Genomic DNA, 20,854 nt, shown 5'->3' on the forward strand with positions numbered 1-20,854 from the left:
AAATTGAATATTACCAATTAATGTTGTATCTCTAATTAACCACGCACTTCCGCGCCTAGTTCCTTCTCAAAATTAACAATTAATTTTTGAACTATCGCATCAATTTGCTTATCAGTAAGTGTTTTTTCTTCATCCTGCAAGATAAAGCTCAGAGCATAAGACTTTTTCCCTTCCGGAATTTTATCACCTTTATACACGTCAAACACATTTACCTCCTTTAAAAGCTTGCGTTCGGTCTTTTGAGCAACAAATTGTAGCTTATCGAAGCTCACATTTTCATCGATCAAGAGCGACAAATCTCTGCGTACAGCCGGGAATTTGGAAACTTCTTTATATTGAATGCTATTCTTACGAATGATTTTCATCAAAACATCCCAGTCAAAATCAGCAAAGAAAACCTGACCTTCAACATCTGCTTTTTTCAAATCTGCGTTTGCAATTGCACCAAATGAAACCAAACATTTCTGCCCTTTCATATAGTTCAAACCATAGGCAAAATGTGAACTTGCAGCATCTTGTATCTGAATCCCTTCAATTTTCAGCCTTTTGATAACAGTATCTACGGCTGCTTTAAGGTTATAGAAATTGACCGCATCTTTTTTGCTATTCCATTGCTCAGCTTCATTTTTACCCGCCATGGCAAAAACCAGGTGTTGCGTTTCTTTATAGCCTTCACCATCCAGCGCATAAGTCTTACCGAATTCAAAGAATTTCAGATCGAAGTTTCTTCGTTTTTGGTTATATTCAATCGCACTCAAAACAGAAAACACCATATTTTGACGCATCGTATCCAAATCCGAACTCAATGGATTATACAATTTAACTGCCGTTTCGCTATCATCCGCATAGTCCAGCTTTGTTAGGGAGTTGGACAGAATCTCACGAAATCCATTTGCGATCAATAGATCTGCCAATTGATTTAAGACAACTTCCTTATCTGGCTTTTCAACCGTATTTAAAGATGCCTTAATTTGTGACTTCAACTCAATATTGTTATAACCGTAAATACGCAACACCTCCTCCACAACGTCTACCTCACGTGTGACATCGACGCGATACGCCGGCACCAACACATCAAGGCCTGTTTCAGTTTCTGAAGTGACTTCAATGCCAAGAGCGACAATAATGGATTTAATTTCTTCATTTGGAATCGCCTGACCGATCAAACGAACCACATTCGCATAGCTCACATGAAATGAAAACGGTTTAATCACAACAGGATACTCATCCTTTAGGGTAGATGAAATCGTTCCACCTGCAATTTCTTGAATCAATAAAGCAGCGCGCTTCAATGCTTCAACCGTAATATTAGGATCGGTACCACGTTCGAAACGGAAAGAAGCATCTGTTTTTAAACCATGTCTTTTGGAGGTCTTCCGTACAGAAACAGCATTAAAATAAGCCGATTCCAAAAATACGTTGGTCGTTTCGGCTGACACACCAGAATATGCTCCACCAAAAACCCCCGCAATACACATCGGTTTTTCAGCATCGGCAATCACCAAGTCCTCTGCAGACAAGGTACGCTCCACACCATCCAGGGTAACAAATTTCTCGCCCTCAGTCGCAAGACGAACAAGGACTTTATTTCCCGCAATTTTATCAGCATCAAAAGCATGCAGTGGCTGACCTAAATCGTGTAATATATAATTTGTGACGTCGACAATATTATTGATCGGACGAACACCGATAACATTTAATTTCTCTTTCAACCAATCTGGAGATTCGCCAACGCGAACACCAGTAATATTGATACCACTATAACGTGGGCTCGCCTGTGCGTCCGCAACGACCACTGTCGTTCCCTCAGCCTCAGCAGCCTTGAATGCAGAAACATCTGCTTTTAACAATTGTGTACGAAAATGTGCCGCAATATCTCTTGCAACGCCTAAATGCGAAGCTGCATCTGCACGATTTGGTGTTAAACCAATTTCATAACGGTAATCATCCTGGATATTGAAATGATCTTTCACTAAGGTCCCCACAGCAACATCAGCTGGTAATTCAACAATACCGGCATGGGATGTACCTAAACCGATTTCATCTTCTCCACATAACATACCTTCGGAAACTTCACCACGAATTTTAGATTTGGTAATTTTAAAAGGCTCTCCTGTAAGCGGATGACATGTAGTGCCCACTGTAGCAACAATGACTTTCAATCCTGTACGACAGTTCGGTGCGCCACATACAATGTGCAATAACTCCGGTCCACCGACATCAACGGTAGTTACTCTTAATTTATCGGCATTAGGATGCTGTTCACAAGTTTTCACTTCACCAACAACCAAACCATCCAATCCACCTGGGATACTCTGCACGACGTCCAAAGCTTCTACTTCCAATCCTGTATTTGTCAAGATAAGCGATAGTTCCTCCGGTGTCGAATCTATATTAACGTGTTGTTTTAACCAATTATATGAAATATTCATCTCGAATTTGATTTGATGCACAAACTTAGATAAATTTGAGTTTATATCCAACGTCAATTTACCCTTCATCAACAGTTGGTCTGAATTTAATGCAGTAGGTAGGCTCCTCAAAAGACTTCATTAAGCTAGGCAGCAAGCGATTTTATCTTTTTTGGAAAGTTGATACGATAGAACCAAGTTAGGTATTTGGACCTTAGATTTATACCGAAGGAAGAGATCGTATGAAGGAGTTCATAAACCCCTTCCCAAGGATAATCATATTTATTCATAGGTGATGAATGCTGCGAATGTAGGGGCTTTCCCCGAACGAAACGAATGCAATTATTAATTATAACTTTTATTTACATGAATTAACACAACTTTACACATATTTACACAAAACAGCAATTTTGGCCTTTTCCAGTAAACGCAACCTGAGCCTATTTTTTAATGAAAATTCAAGCATTTCCATCAAAATAAATATGTAACTTTGTGCTTTAATTTGAAGAACGTTCAAAACAAACATTTATAATGATTCATTTCTTTGAGAACCCATCGAACACTGTATATGGTGTTCAAAGCGTAAACTCTTTATCACAAGAAGACATTACTAAACTCAACTGGCTATTCGGCAACGCCAAAAAACTAGACGACCAAAACCTTAACCATTACTTTGTAGGACCCCGCGCTGCGATGGTTACTCCCTGGAGTACCAATGCCGTAGAAATCACACAAAATATGGGCATTGCAGGAATTGTTCGTATAGAAGAATTTCAACCGGTACCAGCGGATTTCAATGACTTCGATCCAATGATTTCACAAAAGTTCAGTATGTTGACACAGGACATGTATACCGTCAACATCACACCTGAACCGATATTGGAAATTGAAGACATCGAGGCCTACAATAAATCTGAGGGCCTTGCGCTAAATCCAGAAGAAGTAGACTACCTCAATAATCTCTCGACCAAGTTGGGTCGTCTGCTTACAGACTCGGAAGTATTCGCTTTTTCACAAGCAAATTCTGAACACTGTAGACACAAGATTTTCAATGGTACCTTTATCATTGATGGCGAAGAGCAGCCCACTTCCCTATTTAAATTAATCAAAAAGACTTCTGAAACCAATCCGAACGAGATTGTTTCTGCTTATAAAGATAACGTTGCCTTTGTTAAAGGTCCACGTGTCACACAATTTGCACCTAAATCTGCCGACAAACCTGATTTTTACGAAGAGAAAGCATTTGATTCGGTTTTATCAGTAAAAGCGGAAACACACAATTTTCCAACTACTGTAGAACCATTTTCGGGGGCTGCTACTGGGTCAGGTGGTGAAATCCGCGACCGTATGGCCGGCGGCCAAGGAGCGATTCCATTGGCAGGTACAGCCGTATATATGACTGCTTATTCGCGATTGGAACAAAATAAATTGGACCTTCAGGCAGGAACAGTAACTGAGCCGGCAAAGGAACTCAACAAAACTCGCCCATGGGAAAATGCGATGCAAGAACGTCAATGGTTATACCAAACCCCAGTTGACATCCTGATCAAAGCTTCCAACGGTGCTTCTGACTTCGGTAATAAGTTTGGTCAGCCCCTCATTACAGGTTCTGTATTGACCTTTGAGCATGAAGAGGATGGCCGTAAACTTGGTTACGACAAAGTCATTATGCAAGCTGGTGGTGTTGGCTATGGAAAACTAGATCAAGCGAAAAAACATACGCCGAAAACTGGTGATAAAGTCGTTATCCTAGGTGGTGAAAATTACCGCATCGGAATGGGTGGAGCTGCTGTATCTTCTGCAGATACGGGAGCATTTGGTTCTGGAATTGAGCTTAATGCGATTCAACGTTCCAATCCCGAAATGCAAAAACGTGCAGCGAATGCTGTTCGTGGCTTAGTAGAGTCCGATCATAACCCAATTGTCTCGATCCATGATCATGGTGCAGGTGGCCACTTAAACTGTTTATCTGAACTTGTTGAAGAGACCGGAGGTTTAATTGACCTGGATGCACTTCCTGTAGGAGATCCTACACTATCGGCAAAAGAAATTATCGGTAATGAATCGCAAGAACGTATGGGACTTGTGATCGCTGAAGATGATATTGACACGTTAAAACGTGTTGCAGATCGCGAACGTGCACCAATGTACACTGTAGGTGATGTCACTGGCGACCACCGCTTTACTTTCGAATCGAAAAGTACAGGTGAAAAACCAATGGATTACGCCCTTGAAGATTTCTTTGGTTCATCGCCAAAAACTTTCATGCGCGATAAAACCGTGGTTCGCAATTATGCGGATCTTGCTTATGATGCAACCGACATTCCAAACTACTTAAACCAAGTATTACAACTGGAAGCTGTTGCTTCGAAAGATTGGTTAACCAATAAAGTAGACCGTTGTGTTGGTGGCCGTGTTGCCAAACAACAATGTGTAGGTCCATTGCAATTGGCGTTGAACAACGTCGGTGTTATGGCACTTGACTATAAAGGTAAAGAAGGTATTGCGACAACAATAGGTCACTCCCCTGTTGCTGCCTTGGTGGATCCGGCGGCGGCAAGTAGAACGGCTATTGCTGAATCGCTTTCCAACATCGTATTTGCGCCAATCAAAAATGGCCTCGCAGGAATCTCCCTATCGGCCAACTGGATGTGGGCGGCCAATAATGAGGGGGAAGATGCCCGCTTATACCAAGCTGTTAAAGCCTGCTCGGATTTTGCCATTGCATTGGGAATCAATATCCCAACGGGAAAAGATTCTTTGTCGATGAAGCAAAAATATCCAAACGGCGAAAACGTCATTGCCCCAGGCACATTGATCATTTCTGCCGCAGGAAATTGTACTGATATCACAAAAGTGGTAGAACCTGTGCTGAACAAAAAGGCCGGATCGATCTATTACATCAACTTATCAAAAGATCAGTTCAAATTAGGCGGTTCGTCATTTGCGCAGATCATCAATAAATTAGGTACTGAAGTACCGACCATTCAAGATGCTGCTTATTTCAAAACAGCATTCAATACCGTACAGCAATTAATTAACGAAGGACAGATCGAAGCTGGTCACGACGTCGGATCGGGGGGCTTGATTACTACCTTATTGGAAATGACCTTTGCCGATGTGAATCTAGGCGCCAACTATGACCTTTCAGCATTAAATGAATCTGATAGCGTAAAAGCCTTCTTTAATGAGAATATTGCACTTGTCCTGCAAGCGAAAGACGACGCTGCTTTTGAAGCAATTGTCAAGAAAGCTGATGTGGACGCGGTTAAAATTGGTCAGGTGATCGAAGGTAATACGGTAACGATTAAAAATCAAGAAGCGGTATTCAGCTTTGATGTCGCAGCAACACGTGATGTATGGTCTACAACGTCATTCCTTTTGGATTCAAAGCAATCTAAAAATGGAACAGCACAACAACGTTTCGATAATTATAAAAATCAACCCCTAGCCTTTACTTTCCCAAGTCAATTTGATGGTAAGAAACCAGTAATCGACGGAACTAAACCACGTCCGAAAGCTGCGATCCTTCGTGAGAAAGGTTCCAACTCCGAACGCGAAATGGCTAACGCCATGTTCTTGGCAGGTTTTGATGTAAAAGATGTTCACATGACCGATTTGATAGCTGGTCGCGAGACATTGGAAGACATCCAATTTATCGGTGCTGTAGGTGGTTTCTCGAACTCAGATGTATTGGGTTCGGCAAAAGGTTGGGCTGGAGCTTTCCTTTACAATGAAAAAGCGAAAAAAGCCTTAACCGATTTCTTTGCTCGTCCGGATACACTTTCGGTGGGCATCTGTAATGGCTGTCAGCTATTTATGGAACTTGAGATGATCAATCCTGAGCATGAAATCCACGGAAAAATGCTACACAATACTTCCGGAAAACACGAGTCAAACTTTGTATCTGTAAAAGTTCAGGAAAACAATTCCGTCATGTTATCGACACTAGCGGGAAGTACATTGGGTGTTTGGATCTCACATGGGGAGGGAAAATTCAACCTTCCATATGCTGAAGAGCAATACAATATCGTTGCAAAATATGCGTATGAGCAATATCCGCATAACCCAAATGGTTCGGACTATAATACAGCAATGGTTTGCGATAAGACTGGCCGCCATTTGGCTACTATGCCACATATTGAGCGCTCGGTGTTCCAATGGCATTGGGCAAATTATCCAAAAGGTCGTCAGGACGAAGTTTCTCCTTGGATTGAAGCATTCGTTAATGCCCGCCAATGGATTGACGAGCAAGGCAAATAAAAAAGAAAAGCTCCTTCATGTATGAAGGAGCTTTTCTTTTAGATATCCCTTTTGTATCCTGGTTTGTTCATCATTTGGTCTAGGGAGTATTTTCCAGAACCCATGACCATAAAAAAGATCAGCAAAAAGAATACGACTATAGAAAGCCACAATTCGGAATTCAAATAACTAAAGCCGTGGGTGATATTAACAAAAAATACAGCCCCTACCAGTACCGGAAATAGCAGTAGTGAGGCCAAACGGGTTTGAAAACCTAAAATTAGGAACAACCCTCCCACCAAATGGGTAAAAACCACATAGTGAACAGCACCCCATGATGATAAGTGGAAACTACTTTGTTCAATCATATGTTGAACAACATCCCTATCATTTACGAAACTTACACCTTTGGCAAAAATAACGACCCCTAAAGCAATTCTTAGGTAATCAATCCATTGTGGGTGATGAGCATCGCCCCAATGTTCAATTTTGTGTATCAGGTTCATAATATACCTCCTTTTTATAGATGGTTATAGCCTAATAACAGTTGAACAGCAAAAAAGTTGTTCGCATGAGATGATTCACTATCAAAATGTTACGAAGTGAATACATCCCCACGCCTACACAATACTTCAGATAAGACAAATCCCTGCCAAATCAGGCCTACGCTGTTTTCAAAATCAATCAATCAATCAATCAATCAATCAATCAATCAATCAATCAATCAATGCAACCGTAGGTTAGGAGAAAAAAAGTCGAATAACAAAATCCCAAAATGCAGTTGTTAGCAGCCCCACAACAATACTAAAACCGATAACCAGATTGACCAACTTGGTATTCAGATGGTATTGTTCGGCAATGATCCCCGAAGTGACCAAGGTTGGCATAGCTGCTTCAAATATACTGACCCGCGCAACAGCTCCCTTCACACCAAGTAGTAATGCAAATAGTAATACCAATGCTGGGGCAAGAATCAATTTATAACTCATCGCTGTACTGATCTGCGAAATCTGTTGTCGCCAACCATCAAACTTCAACTGTAAACCAATAGAAAATAAGGCCAATGGTCCAACCGTGGCCACCAACTTATCAAAAAAAGGCTCGGCAACTGAAAGGTCAACAAATTGAGACAGCATTAAGGCTGTTATACAACCGATCAGGGGTGGAAAGCTAATTAGCTTTCGAAGCATAAATTTGACATCGATGGTTTCGCCATCCTGGACATTCGCTTTTAGTGCATTGATGATTCCGGCTGTAGAAAGTAGAATAAATGTAGTTTGGTCGCAAATAATCGCAATCGGCAACTGGGCTTCACCAAAATAGGCGATGATCAATGGAAAGCCTATAAAGGACGTATTGCTGTAACCTGCGGCCAATTCCAAGCTACTGCGGGAGCGCTGCTTATAATTTTTACGCCGACAGTATACTTCCATAAATAACCAACTACCTGCCCAAACGAGGATTGCCGAAAACACGGGAAACAGTAATTGTGATGACCATACGATCTTCGGAATATATTTGAAAGACACCGCCGGCAGGGCAAAATAAAGGATCCAGGTATTGATCCCTTTATGTGCCTCGGAATGAATTAAATTTGTTCGCCTTAACAACATCCCCGCTGCGATGCAAAATGCAATCATTATAAAATTAATCATGTTTTCTTATCATTTTATACGACACAAAGGTGCGATAGTAGAGCAGGCAATAACATGTACAAATACATTATTTTTATGTACATTTAAAGATATATATCAGGAGAGCAATGCGCAAAAAACAGTTTGAACCTTTACGGATCAGTGAATTTATTGAGGATAGTTTTCATTTGCCTCCACACGAGCAAAATTATTATGAGCTTGTTTATATTCGTTCGGGCAAAGGAACCCATGTGATCAACAAATTTGAACTGAATTATGAACCTGGCGATGTGTTCTTAATTAGTCCGGAAGACAAGCATTATTTTAACATTGAAGAAAAGACCCATTTTTTGTTTATTTTATTTACAGACACCTACTTTCTGCAGAATAAACGTAATCTCAAGCGCTATGCCTGGATTATGGAGCTAATGAACGATAAAGGATTGAAGGAACGCAAACTGTATATGGACGAGCACCATCGCCTGATTTATTCACATATCCTGGAAGCTGTCCGACTGTATAGTAATGCCACTGTCAACGAGCGTTCTGATTGGCTATTTGACCAACTCGTTGCGATCTTTGGGCTCTACAAAGAAATATCAGAAACACAACGCTTACCCCAGCAGCATGAACTATATGTTGACCGATCGATTTCGGCTTATATTCATCGCTATATTTTTTCGCCCGAAAAACTTCAGGTCAGCCTGCTGGCTCAGAAATTTAATATTGCTCCATCCTATTTTGGAATCTACTTTAAGAAGAACTTCGGCACTAGTTTGAGAGCCTATATCAACAGCTACCGGATCGAACTCATCGAGAACAGACTTAAATCCAAAGATTATACCTTGAAACAAATTGCTGCAGAACTCGGATTTACCGACGAGAGCCATCTTTCCCATTTCTACAAACGCGCCAAGGGATTCAGCCCGTTATATTTCCGAACCCATCTGACTAAATAATAAGCCCTCCCGATAATCCATTATGCATACTCGTCAGAAAAAGTCAATTGATAAACTAATTTTTGGGTGGAATGACACTATAAAATTTCAGGCCCTCCGCTTCAAACTTTTTGTATAATACAAGCAGCACATCGTTTTTAAGCGACGAGGCATTGGCTGCGGCGTTTACCCAGCAGTAAACACTTAGATAGATCATCTCCGCACTGATATCCTGTATGCTGATCCCGCTATCTCTATCCTGTATATAATGTGGGCTGGACATCATCGCATCTTTAATCCATTCTTTCGCTTTTTCCAGATCGGCCTGTCGATCGATATGGAGCACAAAGCTTGTTTTGCTGTATTCCTGTGATAAAGTCCAATTGACGACTCTTCCAGAGAGTAAATCGCCATTTGGGATGATAACGTCGGCACCATCTGCAGTTTTGAGGACACTGGCACGTATACCGATTTCTTTGACCCGCCCTTTTTTGTCGGCAAGTTCAATTTGGTCGCCCACCCGAAATGGCTTGTCAAAAACTAAAATAATACCAGACACAAAATTATTGATGATATTCTGCATGCCCAGACCGATACCAACACTCAGCGCTCCGATGACAACGGTAAGTTTATCCAAACTCATTCCCAGGGCAGAGATTGCCATAAAAAAACCAATCAGAATAATCGCCAACCGAAAGAGCGGAAATAGGGTCATCTTCTGATTATAGACCTGGCTAAGCTGACCGTCTTCACCGCCGAGAACAATCAAACTGATATTTTTTTGAAACCAGTTGGCTACCAAAAGCAGTAAAACAGCCACAACAAGGTTGCCGAGTGTAAAAGATATGCTTCCAATGCTGCGCACTTTGCCAAAAAAGACTTCGCTCGCTGCCAATAGTGTTTCTATAAACTGTAAGTTGTTTGCCAACACAATAATGGCCAAAAGCACACATACGATCCGAAGAATTTCTGTGATGATAGCCAATGTACGCTGTTCGTTAAAACGCATCCAGAATCCTGCAGTCAGTCGATCTTTTTTAAACTGATTACGTACATCAGCCTTAATCATGTCTGCAAAATACTGCAACGTAAAGGATTGGACTAAACCAACAGCACAGGCAATACTAAAGCTCCGCGAGTGCTCAACATGGCCAATCACATTCAAGGTAATTGCCGTGATATTGAGGATAGCGAAAACGACATAAATAAAATTGCTGATATACCCCGGACTATCTGCATTTTTGATTCGTCGCTTTGTGTAGCTAACAAGTCCCAGTGCGATCAGATTAAAGGCGATACAGACGATCCTTAAAAAGAGGTCATCGCTTACGATCATATTGACAAATACGTCCAGGATGTAGAATACAATGAGGATAATGGCAATTTTACGCTGTAACCCGCTCATGCGATGCCTTAGCAAAAACATGAAGATTAACATAATGACCAATTGGGAAGCCTGCAGAATGAAACTTGGTGTAAAGAAGTTTACAAAAGGCAACAGTGTCAAGAGAAAAATAATTGTTTTTCCAACGATAGCGTCAATCGCAAGTTTATGTTCAGGATCATTCTGTCGAAGGATATAGGACACCCGCACAATCCAGTAGCAATAGCCCAATCCCAATACAATCAATAGGATACGGCTCGCCCAATCGGTCCGATTAACATATTTGTCTATCGCTGTATTGTTACTATAATTACTCCGTATATTGTTTAAAATTACATCCTTTGAAATCGCCGCCGTATTCGCTTTCCAGATCGAACTTTTGCTCGACGTAGAATCGACCTTTTTACTTACATTTTTCACTTCATGCACAGCATCCAGACGCAGCAAATGGCGTTGGTTCTTGGCGATAAGTTCATCTATCGTCCGGTTGATTGCCTCCAGAGAATCCATTTTTGACGACAGCTTGAGCTGAGCATTATCAAGGTATTGGTATGCTCGACTATGATTACTGGTACTAATATCATAACGGTTGACCAAATTCCTGATCTGATCCTGGGTAACATTAAGACTGTTTGAATAATTACTGATACTGCCCTTAATAGACTTCAGCTGCTTAATTTCTTCGTGAATACTATTTTTAATTGCGGCAATACTGTCTTTGGCCGATCCTGTATTGGTCGCAGTATACGTATTGGATTTCTCATTCAGTTGGGCAACGAAATCCGCCATTGAACCTGTTCGAATATTAGCAAGAAAAGTCAAATTGACCTTCTTCAGGTCATTACGTAAGGAGTCATTGCCAACACGTGTGGAATCCACAGCTGACCTTTTATTGAAGCCAACATGTGCCGCGGTTCGATCGTTACTCTGATTTTTTCTAACCTGAACTGAATCCTGTGCAGACACATGCAACTGAAAAGCCAAGAGACTTAAGACAAAAATAAAACGCTTAACAATGCCCAATTTCATACTTCTAATTTTGTTGATTTCCTTACCTGGCAATGTGTAGCCAAATGCAATGAACACTACATTTTGCAAAGAAAGGACCAAAGGTATTTCTTCGACAAAAATAACTTATCTCCTGTTAAAATCGAATAGCATCCGATAGTTTTAGTTCTTCCAAGCGTTTTATTTTATCGTCACGATAAAATAAATTCATCGTCTCAAAAGGAATTAATTTCAAGTCTTTGTTGACGATATGGACACATGATTTTTTGACTGCACGAACGTCAAAATCGTAGGCATCCATAAAATTCATAATGATAATTCGGAAAAGATTGTCGTAATCAAGATCAGGTGCGCAGACTTCGGGTAAACAGCAAAGCAACTGGTTTACTTTTGGCCTTACCTTATCCACAGAAATTCCCGTGCTAAATATATCCAGCAATTGCATCTGAACACCTTTATCCTGTTCATATACAATGGTGTTGCGCGATTGGCTATTTAACAAAATAGCAGGATCAATATGTCGGGTCAAAGGTATACGCTCCGCACCTATTTTCAGTATATAGCCCATCGCCAAAGCATCAGGATTACAAGGAACAGGAATAATATCATGTGGGTCCAATAGTGGATATTGATTCAGGATTTCCTGACGTACCTCCGTTAATGTCATTTTATGTTGCTGTGCATCGGCCGCATTTCGACCGGCAATTTCAACCGGTTGAAAGGTTACCCCCCGTACACATCGCTGTTGTAAGGCGTAATCCAATATTTCCCCTATTTCATCATCGTTGGTTCCTTTTTCCAGGACGACAACCAAGGTTGTACTTAGATTAAGTGCATTTAATTTGTCTATGGCCTTTTTACGGATATCTGTAAGATCTTTGCCCCGGAATTTCTCAAGCACCGATGGGCGAAAGGAATCGAACTGGAGATAGATTTCAAATTCAGGCGCATACGTCGCGAGTTGCTCAGCAAAACCAGGATCATTGGCAATTCTGATCCCATTCGTATTGAGCATGAGATGCTTAATAGGCTTTGTCTTCGCAATGTCTAAAATCTTAAAAAAATCAGGATGTATGGTTGGCTCTCCACCGCTGATCTGAACCACATCCGGTTCACCTTCACTTTCGACGATTTTGTCAAACATCCGTTCAATTTCTTCCAGCGAGCGATGTCGTCCATAATGGGGCGACGACATGGCATAACAGGTTGGACAGGTCAAATTACAGCGGTCGGTCACCTCGATGATAGAAAGGCAACTGTGCTGTTCATGATCGACGCATAAGCCACAATCATAGGGACAGCCATAATGTACTTCATTATCAAATTTCAAAGGTGTTTCTGAGGCTTTATTATAATTCCGAATGTTCTTATAATAGTCAACATCAGTTGCAATCAGTGTTTTAAAAAAGCCATGATCAGGACAGTTTTTTGTCATAAATACCTGTTCATCCTCGATAATAATCTTGGCACCAACACGCGAAAGGCATGTTGGACATAGGCTGATGGTGTAATCGTAGTATGTATAGTTTCTAACTGGCATAAAGCTGATCTCTAGTTCATAAAGGTAAGTCCACAGGCAAGTCCCCCTGCCAACATTGCTCCAATTCCGCCCAACAATACTTTAAGCCAGGGATTGACATTGAATTTTGATTCTTTATTTCCAGCTTTAATAATCGAGCCGATAATAATAACCAAAAGTGCAATACCGATCACAATAGCACCTATAGTAAGTAGAAAAAGTCCCAACATCGCGGTACTTTCCGATCCAAATGACCCCTCAAGCAAATACATAATTTCTATTTTTTGATTAAACGTTCATTTTTTAATAAATAAATATAATAAATTATCACCACGATGCACGTAATTTGTATGGTACTTAGCCCCAAAAGTATAATTGCCCGTGGCTTGATAAAGTCCAGCAGGAAACGAAAACTAAAATAACTAAGCATAAAAAGCTGAAACAACACGCCATTTCGATAATTGTATCGTCGTTTAAAAAGTTGGAGTCCTACAAATAAGAGCAGTAAAAATACGATTTCATACAGCGCTACCGGATGCCGTTTATAGGCATCCCCCAGATACATCCCCAATGGAGACGTTGTGGGTAAACCATAGGTCTGCTCGAATACACCTGTATAAAAACAACCTACCCTACCAATGGAAATTGCACTAATCAAGGGAAAGACCATCCGATCACCAGTACTTTCTTTTTTACCCATGATCTTTTTCATCCCTTCCACGGCAACCAAACCTCCTGCCAAACCACCGATTATCGTATTGTTCACCCAAATGTAAGCCCATTTGTGTGTCGCATTGAGCAATTCAGCCGGGCGCTCGAGGGAACCGATGACATGTGAGCCGATTAAAGCCCCTAGGCCGGCAGCAATAACAATAAGAAGGGAATTGGTATGCCCTAAACTTTCCTGATCCTTCCATTTGAGCAACTGATAATAACGCATACCAATAAACATCCCCAATCCTTCCATAAAAGGATGTAAGAGAAATGTTTTTCCAAACAAATCTATCGTAACCGGAAATTCAATCGCCATAAGCATAAACAAGTATACGAAAGACGATCAAAAAAATGATAAACAAAAGTTTCTGCATATAGGACAAAACTATTAAAACCAAAAAGCCAGTCTGAAGAACAGACTGGCTTTTAAATAAATATTTTAAAAACGGGAGCTTATAGCTGATTGCTATACACGAAGCGTATTTCCTCACGTAGGTTATAACGCGAGGCCATCACTTCGCCATAAGCACCTGCAGAACGAATGGCAATTAAGTCGCCACGTTTTGAAACCGGAAGTGGCACTTCCTTACCAAAGCAGTCGGACGATTCACAGATTGGCCCAACCACATCGTAGTTAATGGATTCGGCGCTGTCTGTCGCGCTGATATTTTCAATTTTATGATAGGCCTGATACAAGGCCGGGCGCATTAATTCAGTCATTCCAGCATCCAATACCAAGAAATTTTTCTTGACACCATTTTTAACATACAACACGCGGCTAACAAGGCTTCCGCATTGTGCGACCAAAGCCCGCCCCAATTCAAAGTGCACTTCTTGCTGTGCTGTACGCTCCAGGAAGCGGTCGAAAATATCAAAATAGGCTTCAAAATCAGGAATTGTATTTCCATCAGGATTTTTATAATCAATCCCCAATCCGCCACCGACATTCAATACACGGATTTGTGTACCGCGTTCTTCAAACCAGTTTTTCCATTCATTAACCTTCACGCACAGGCTTTTGAATACGGTCATATCCGTAATCTGTGAACCTACGTGAAAATGAAGACCAACCAATTCAATAGATTCACATTTTTTAAGCACGGCTGCACATTTTTCCAAATCGGCATTGGGCACACCAAATTTGTTTTCGTCAAGCCCTGTTGTAATATAATGATGGGTGTGTGCATCCACATTTGGGTTGATCCTTAAGGCCACATTTGCTTTTACACCTTTTTTTGAGGCAAGCTCATTGATGACCTCAAGCTCCTGAATGGATTCCACATTAAAAGCAAAAATATTTTGATCGAGCGCATAATTGATTTCCTTATCAGATTTACCAACTCCCGCAAAAGTGACTTTCTTGGAATCAAAGCCACATTCAATGGCTTTCTTTACCTCATTGCCACTCACACAATCCGCACCAAAGCCGATCTCTTGAATCGCCTTCAATAACTCGTCATTAAAATTGGCCTTTAATGCATAGTGAACATGAAATCCCCGTTTGTGGGACGCAGCATGCGCAGCCTCCAGGGTCTTGTTTAACACATTCAGATCATAATAATAAAACGGCGTTTCTTTCTCTGCAAACTTCGCCGCGATACCTGTATTTATCATATAAAAACCTACTTCTTAAAATAAACGATTGTGCAATGAACGTAATGCTTCTGTTTTATGATCTGAATTCAATAGAATCGACACGTTAAAGTCTGAACCACCGTAAGAAATCATACGAACTGGAAGGTGTTTTACAGCGTCAAGTACGCGAGCAGCATAACCGTGGCTATTCAAACCGAAATCGCCTACAACGCATACAATGGTCTGATCACCATCTACTGTTACAGAACCAAAATCCTCCACTTCTTTGATAATATCAGCCAAATTGGTTGTATCATCAATGGTCAACGATACCGCCACTTCCGAAGTTGTGATCATATCGATTGGTGTTTTATAACGCTCGAATATTTCAAAAACACGACGTAGGAAACCATAGGCAAGTAGCATACGCGATGAATGGATGTGAATTGCCGTGATACCGTCTTTCGCGGCAATGGCGCGAATACAACCTTTCTGAGCACCGTCCTTACTGATCAAAGTCCCTTTTGCATTGGGTTCCATCGTGTTCAATAACCGAACTGGAACGTTATATTTTTGCGCTGGGAATACCGATTGTGGATGTAAAATTTTAGCACCAAAATAAGCCAGCTCCGCAGCTTCATCGAAGCTTAGATGTGCAATCGGTGTCGTTCCTTTGACAACACGAGGATCATTATTGTGCATCCCATCGATGTCCGTCCAGATCTGAACTTCCTCGGCACGGATTGCTGCGCCGATCAATGAAGCCGTATAATCTGAACCGCCACGGCGCAAATTATCGATTTCACCAAATGAATTTCGGCAAATAAAACCTTGTGTGATAAATAACGTATTTTCTGGGCTCTGTGCCAAAATACGACTTAGTTTTTCGCCAATGTATTCCACCATAGGCTCATTATCTTCATCAATTTTCATAAAATCCAGGGCTGGTAACAACGCGGATTTTATACCGATTTCATTCAAATAGAAATGCCATAAAGCAGTAGACATCAATTCACCTTGCGCCAAAATAACTTTTTCTTCAATAGGTGTAAATAACTCATTGGCTAAGGTAGAAATCAGATTAAAATGGTAATCGATCAATTCTTTACCATTTTTATATCCTTGTTCAGTGCTGAAAAGTTCTTTAATGAGGTCTTCGTACTTATCCTTATGCTTCTTGACCAAATCTTTAGCTTCGTCCTTCTTACCTCCTGTGTAAGCTTGACCTATTTCAACCAAAGCATTTGTCGTTCCAGCAACCGCGGACAATACGACGATCTGACGTTCAGCAGGGTTTACAATATCCAACAACCCTTTGATACGTGCTGCACTCCCCACGGAAGTACCACCAAATTTTAAAACTTTCATACTGAAGTTACAATTATTAAATTTCTGTGTGCCAATATAGGCAATTCATGAATTTATATTAAAAAAAATGCGGCACAAAATCATGAAAGTTTTGTGCCGCATATCTTAGATGTTATGCGGAAGAATTACTTCTTCAAGTTTTCGATCAGTAGACCGGCCAATTCTTCGCCGATTCTTTCTTGAGCTTCATTGGTTGCCGCTCCAATATGTGGCGTCAACGAAATTTTTGGATGTTTTAAGATCTCCTCGCGTGGAGTAGGTTCATTATCGAATACATCTAAACCGGCGAATGCAACTTTACCCGAATCCAATGCTTTCACTAATTCCAATTCATCAATAACACCACCTCTCGAGGCATTAACTAAGCCAACACCATCTTTCAATAATGGGAACTCTGCAGCTCCGATAGCTGGTTTATCCAAAAATGGAACGTGTAAAGAGATAAAATCTGAAACTTTAAATAAGTTGTCCATCTCCACTTGTTGAATAGGTACCTCAACTTGTATACCACCTGAAAGTGTTATGGTTAATGTTTTTGGTCCTTCGAACAAATCCGTGTAAACCACATCCATCCCCAGACCAATGGCGATTTTGGCAACTTCGCGACCGATACGACCAAATCCAACGATACCGATAGTTTTACCACGAAGCTCAGTACCAGCTCCATAAGCTTTTTTAAGGGCGCCAAATTTTGTATTGCCCTCAACAGGCATTTTTCTATTTGAATCGTATAAGAAACGTACACCATTCAATAGGTGAGCAAAAACCAGCTCAGCAACTGATAAAGAAGATGCCGCAGGAGTATTGACAACAGCAATCCCTTTTGAACGGGCATAGTCTACATCAATATTATCCATGCCTACTCCACCACGGCCGATAACTTTCAAGTTAGGGCAGCCATCAATCAGGGCCTGACGTACTTTAGTTGCACTACGTACCGTGATTGCATCATAAGCAAGGAGTTTTTCTGGCAGCTCTTCTTGTGGAATATGAGTTGTATCTACACTATGACCTGCATCTTCCAGCATTTTCTTTCCTAGTGGATCGATACCGTCATTCGCTAATATTTTCATCTTTATAATTCGTTTTTAAAGGTATCAGTGCCGTTCAACTCATCGGAAGATCCAACCAGGTGAATACAATACGACCTCTATAATTCTTAATCTAACTAATTATCTGTTTGTCAACTACTAAATTTCAGCAACATGCACAGTCCCTTAGGCCGTATGCGTGTCCTCAAATTCTTTCATTGCATCAATCAACGCATTTACGCTGCTTAATGGTAAAGCATTGTAAATCGAAGCTCTAAATCCACCTACAGAACGGTGACCTTTGATTCCGATCAAATTACGCTCTTTTGCCAAAGCCAAAAATTCAGCTTCCAACTCTGGTGTATCCATTACAAAAGTAACATTCATGCGTGAACGATCTTCAACAGCTGCAGTACCTTTGAACAATGGGTTGCGGTCGATTTCATCGTATAAAGCACGTGCTTTGATGATATTCTCTTGCTCCAATACAGAAACACCGCCCTTTGCTTTTAACCAACGAAGGTTTAACATCGATACAAAGATCGAATATACCGGTGGAGTATTGTACATTGAACCACCATTGATATGCAATTGATAATCCAACATCGACGGAAGAACACGTCCTGATTTACCTAAGATGTCATCTTTAACAATCACGAGTGTAACACCTGCAGGGCCCATATTTTTTTGAGCACCAGCATAGATCAAATCATAGTCAGCAACATTGATCTCACGTGAGAAAATATCAGAAGACATATCAACAACTACTGGCAACGCCGTTTCAGGCTTATCAAAAACCTCAGTACCGTAAATGGTATTGTTAGCTGTATAATGAAAATATGCAGCATCTGTTGGGATGGCATATCCCTTAGGGATGTAGGAATAATTTTTATCAATCGACGAAGCTACAACATCTACTGTACCGAATTTTTTAGCTTCTTTTAATGCTTTTGTAGCCCAGACACCAGTATCCAAATAAGCAGCCTTACCTCCTTCAGGTAAAAGATTCAACGGCGCCATTGCAAATTGCAAACTAGCCCCTCCTTGAAGGAAAAGAATCGAATATCCCTGAGGTACTGACAATAACTCGCGTACTAATTGTGTGGCCTCATCTATCACTGCTTCAAACTCTTTGGAACGGTGAGAGATCTCTAAAATTGATAAACCGGTGTTGTTAAAATCAATTACAGCTTCTGAGGCTTGTTGAAATACTTCCTTTGGCAGAATACATGGACCTGCTCCAAAATTATGTTTCATTGATGTTATAGTTTGTTTGATTGCTATTCTTTAACCCTAGCTAAGCAATCCGTTGTTTAAAAACCAAAGGTAAAATAAAATTATATATTTTTCAACTAATCTGTTTTTTTATTGAAAATTTATAAAATTCTAAATGATTTCAATAAAAAGATCGCACAACAAACACCTAGTTCAATGCAAAAAACATCAAATAAGCAGCACTTTCCACGCCATATCTATCTGATTATCTTGTAAATACTCCTTAGCTTTAAGTTGAAGATGGGTATTACGGGCGGATTGATCGCCAATAAAGGCATTTAGCAATTCGTAAATTTCAGGGAGACTAGTTATATCATCTACCTCATGTGGAGTGGGTAAACGTTCGATCTGAGCCAACTTAATTTTCTCGTTTTCCGTAAAAATATTCGATTCCCTTATAAAAAGAGGAAGCTGATTGTAATCCATAAAAAAGCAGAAATTTTATTCAAATTTCTGCTTAATATCTCAGAAAATAAAATTCTTATATTTTTTCGATAATTCGATCGGCAAATTCACTTGTTTTGACTAATGTAGCATCATCCATCAAATTGTAAAAATCTACGGTCACGGTCTTGGCAATTATGGTTTCGCCCAAGGCCTTAACAATTGCCGCCGCAGCTTCCGTCCATCCAAGGTATTCGAGTAGCATAACACCGCTTAAAATAACCGACGAAGGATTCATGGTATTGGTATTTGCAAAACGAGGTGCTGTACCGTGAGTAGCTTCAAAAACAGCATGCCCTGTTTTAAAATTGATATTAGCTCCCGGTGCGATCCCTATACCGCCAACCATTGCGGCCAGCGCATCAGAAATATAATCACCGTTCAGATTTAAAGTTGCCACAACAGAAAAATCCCGTGGATTAAGTAAGATCTGCTGTAAAAAATTGTCGGCAATAATATCTTTAATCAAAATTTTACCTGAATCCAAGGCCGCCTTTTGTTCCTGGTTGGCAACCTCCGCACCTTTTTCTGCTTTCGTTCGCTCCCATTGTCCCCAGGTATACGTTTTGTCAGCAAATTCCGTTTCAGCAACCTCATACCCCCAAATCTTAAAAGCACCCTCCGTAAATTTCATGATATTTCCTTTGTGAACAATCGTCACTGAAGGTAAATTGTGATGAATAGCATGTTCTATTGCCGCACGGACCAGTCTTTTCGACCCTTCCTCAGAAACCAGCTTGACACCGACTCCTGTCGTGGCCGAGAAATTATAATCAATATTAAGCTCGTCATGCAAGAAATCCTGAAACCTGTTGGCTTCAACTGTTCCCGCCTGAAACTCTATTCCAGCATAAATATCCTCCGTATTTTCACGAAAAATCACCATATCCACATATTCCGGATGTTTGACTGGTGAAGGTACGCCCACAAACCATTTTGTCGGCCTTTGACATACATAGAGATCCAAATCCTTACGCAAAGCAACATTCAAAGAACGGATTCCGCCGCCTACTGGCGTGGTTAGTGGCCCTTTAATTCCAACAAGGTATTCTTTTAGTACATTTAGGGTATCTTTTGGTAGCCATTCGCCTGTTTCGTTAAAAGCTTTTTCACCTGCCAGCACCTCCTTCCATGTTATTTTCCGTTTTCCATCATACGCTTTCTCCACCGCTTGATCAAAAACACGCACTGCCGCATGCCAAAGATCAGGACCAATACCGTCGCCGATAATAAAAGGAATTGTTGGAAAATCTGGAACCTGTAAAGTTCCTTCACTTGACATTGTAATCTTATTTGACATAACCTTCAATT

At 40.7% G+C, this 20,854-nt stretch carries 15 protein-coding genes; 2 read left to right on the forward strand and 13 right to left on the reverse strand.

Annotated elements, in window-relative coordinates; genetic code table 11:
• Positions 1-35: 35 nt before the first annotated feature.
• Positions 36-2,432: a phenylalanine--tRNA ligase subunit beta gene (pheT, locus tag HS960_RS11430; RefSeq protein WP_153846876.1), complete on the reverse strand. Its 2,397-nt coding sequence runs from the start codon at positions 2,430-2,432 to the stop codon at positions 36-38.
• Positions 2,433-2,942: 510 nt separating this feature from the next.
• Between pheT and purL the strand changes: the two genes are divergently transcribed.
• On the forward strand, positions 2,943-6,674 hold the full coding sequence (gene purL, locus HS960_RS11435) for a phosphoribosylformylglycinamidine synthase (RefSeq protein ID WP_182332717.1): 3,732 nt from the start codon (positions 2,943-2,945) through the stop codon (positions 6,672-6,674).
• A gap of 38 nt (positions 6,675-6,712) precedes the next feature.
• Here the strand turns inward: purL and HS960_RS11440 are convergent, their stop codons facing one another.
• Positions 6,713-7,159 (reverse strand): DoxX family protein, encoded by a 447-nt coding sequence (locus HS960_RS11440; protein WP_075991990.1) that lies wholly within the window; start codon positions 7,157-7,159, stop codon positions 6,713-6,715.
• A 234-nt stretch (positions 7,160-7,393) separates the two neighbouring features.
• Entirely contained in the window at positions 7,394-8,308 is a 915-nt protein-coding gene (locus HS960_RS11445; protein WP_182332719.1) for an AEC family transporter, read from the reverse strand.
• Between the two features lie 107 nt (positions 8,309-8,415).
• Here HS960_RS11445 and HS960_RS11450 point away from each other — a divergent pair, with 107 nt between their 5' ends.
• Positions 8,416-9,246, forward strand: a complete 831-nt coding sequence (locus HS960_RS11450; RefSeq protein WP_153847458.1) for a helix-turn-helix domain-containing protein — start codon at positions 8,416-8,418, stop codon at positions 9,244-9,246.
• 55 nt (positions 9,247-9,301) lie between these two features.
• Here the strand turns inward: HS960_RS11450 and HS960_RS11455 are convergent, their stop codons facing one another.
• The 10 genes from HS960_RS11455 to icd form a co-directional block, all read right to left on the reverse strand.
• A complete protein-coding gene (locus HS960_RS11455) occupies positions 9,302-11,638 on the reverse strand; it encodes a mechanosensitive ion channel family protein (protein WP_153847457.1) in 2,337 nt (778 codons plus the stop codon).
• 115 nt (positions 11,639-11,753) lie between these two features.
• Positions 11,754-13,157 carry a radical SAM protein gene (locus HS960_RS11460; RefSeq protein WP_182332721.1) on the reverse strand — a complete coding sequence of 468 codons (1,404 nt, stop codon included), beginning with the start codon at positions 13,155-13,157 and terminating at the stop codon, positions 11,754-11,756.
• 11 nt (positions 13,158-13,168) lie between these two features.
• Positions 13,169-13,408, reverse strand: coding sequence for a hypothetical protein (locus HS960_RS11465; RefSeq protein ID WP_046675824.1), 240 nt, complete (start codon positions 13,406-13,408; stop codon positions 13,169-13,171).
• A 5-nt stretch (positions 13,409-13,413) separates the two neighbouring features.
• Complete coding sequence (locus tag HS960_RS11470; RefSeq protein WP_182332723.1) at positions 13,414-14,166, reverse strand: prolipoprotein diacylglyceryl transferase; 753 nt, start codon at positions 14,164-14,166, stop codon at positions 13,414-13,416.
• A 137-nt stretch (positions 14,167-14,303) separates the two neighbouring features.
• Complete coding sequence (gene lysA / locus HS960_RS11475) at positions 14,304-15,464, reverse strand: diaminopimelate decarboxylase (RefSeq protein ID WP_075991987.1); 1,161 nt, start codon at positions 15,462-15,464, stop codon at positions 14,304-14,306.
• Between the two features lie 15 nt (positions 15,465-15,479).
• Positions 15,480-16,793, reverse strand: a complete 1,314-nt coding sequence (locus HS960_RS11480) for an aspartate kinase (protein ID WP_153847454.1) — start codon at positions 16,791-16,793, stop codon at positions 15,480-15,482.
• 125 nt (positions 16,794-16,918) lie between these two features.
• Positions 16,919-17,866 carry a D-2-hydroxyacid dehydrogenase gene (locus HS960_RS11485; protein WP_075991985.1) on the reverse strand — a complete coding sequence of 316 codons (948 nt, stop codon included), beginning with the start codon at positions 17,864-17,866 and terminating at the stop codon, positions 16,919-16,921.
• A 144-nt stretch (positions 17,867-18,010) separates the two neighbouring features.
• Complete coding sequence (gene serC / locus HS960_RS11490) at positions 18,011-19,081, reverse strand: 3-phosphoserine/phosphohydroxythreonine transaminase (protein ID WP_153847453.1); 1,071 nt, start codon at positions 19,079-19,081, stop codon at positions 18,011-18,013.
• 186 nt (positions 19,082-19,267) lie between these two features.
• Positions 19,268-19,525 (reverse strand): hypothetical protein, encoded by a 258-nt coding sequence (locus HS960_RS11495; protein ID WP_153847452.1) that lies wholly within the window; start codon positions 19,523-19,525, stop codon positions 19,268-19,270.
• A gap of 55 nt (positions 19,526-19,580) precedes the next feature.
• Positions 19,581-20,843 carry an NADP-dependent isocitrate dehydrogenase gene (gene icd / locus HS960_RS11500; RefSeq protein ID WP_153847451.1) on the reverse strand — a complete coding sequence of 421 codons (1,263 nt, stop codon included), beginning with the start codon at positions 20,841-20,843 and terminating at the stop codon, positions 19,581-19,583.
• Between the last annotated feature and the right edge of the window lie 11 nt (positions 20,844-20,854).

Origin of the sequence: Sphingobacterium paramultivorum (assembly GCF_014109745.1) — a bacterium.
Lineage (GTDB): Bacteria > Bacteroidota > Bacteroidia > Sphingobacteriales > Sphingobacteriaceae > Sphingobacterium > Sphingobacterium paramultivorum.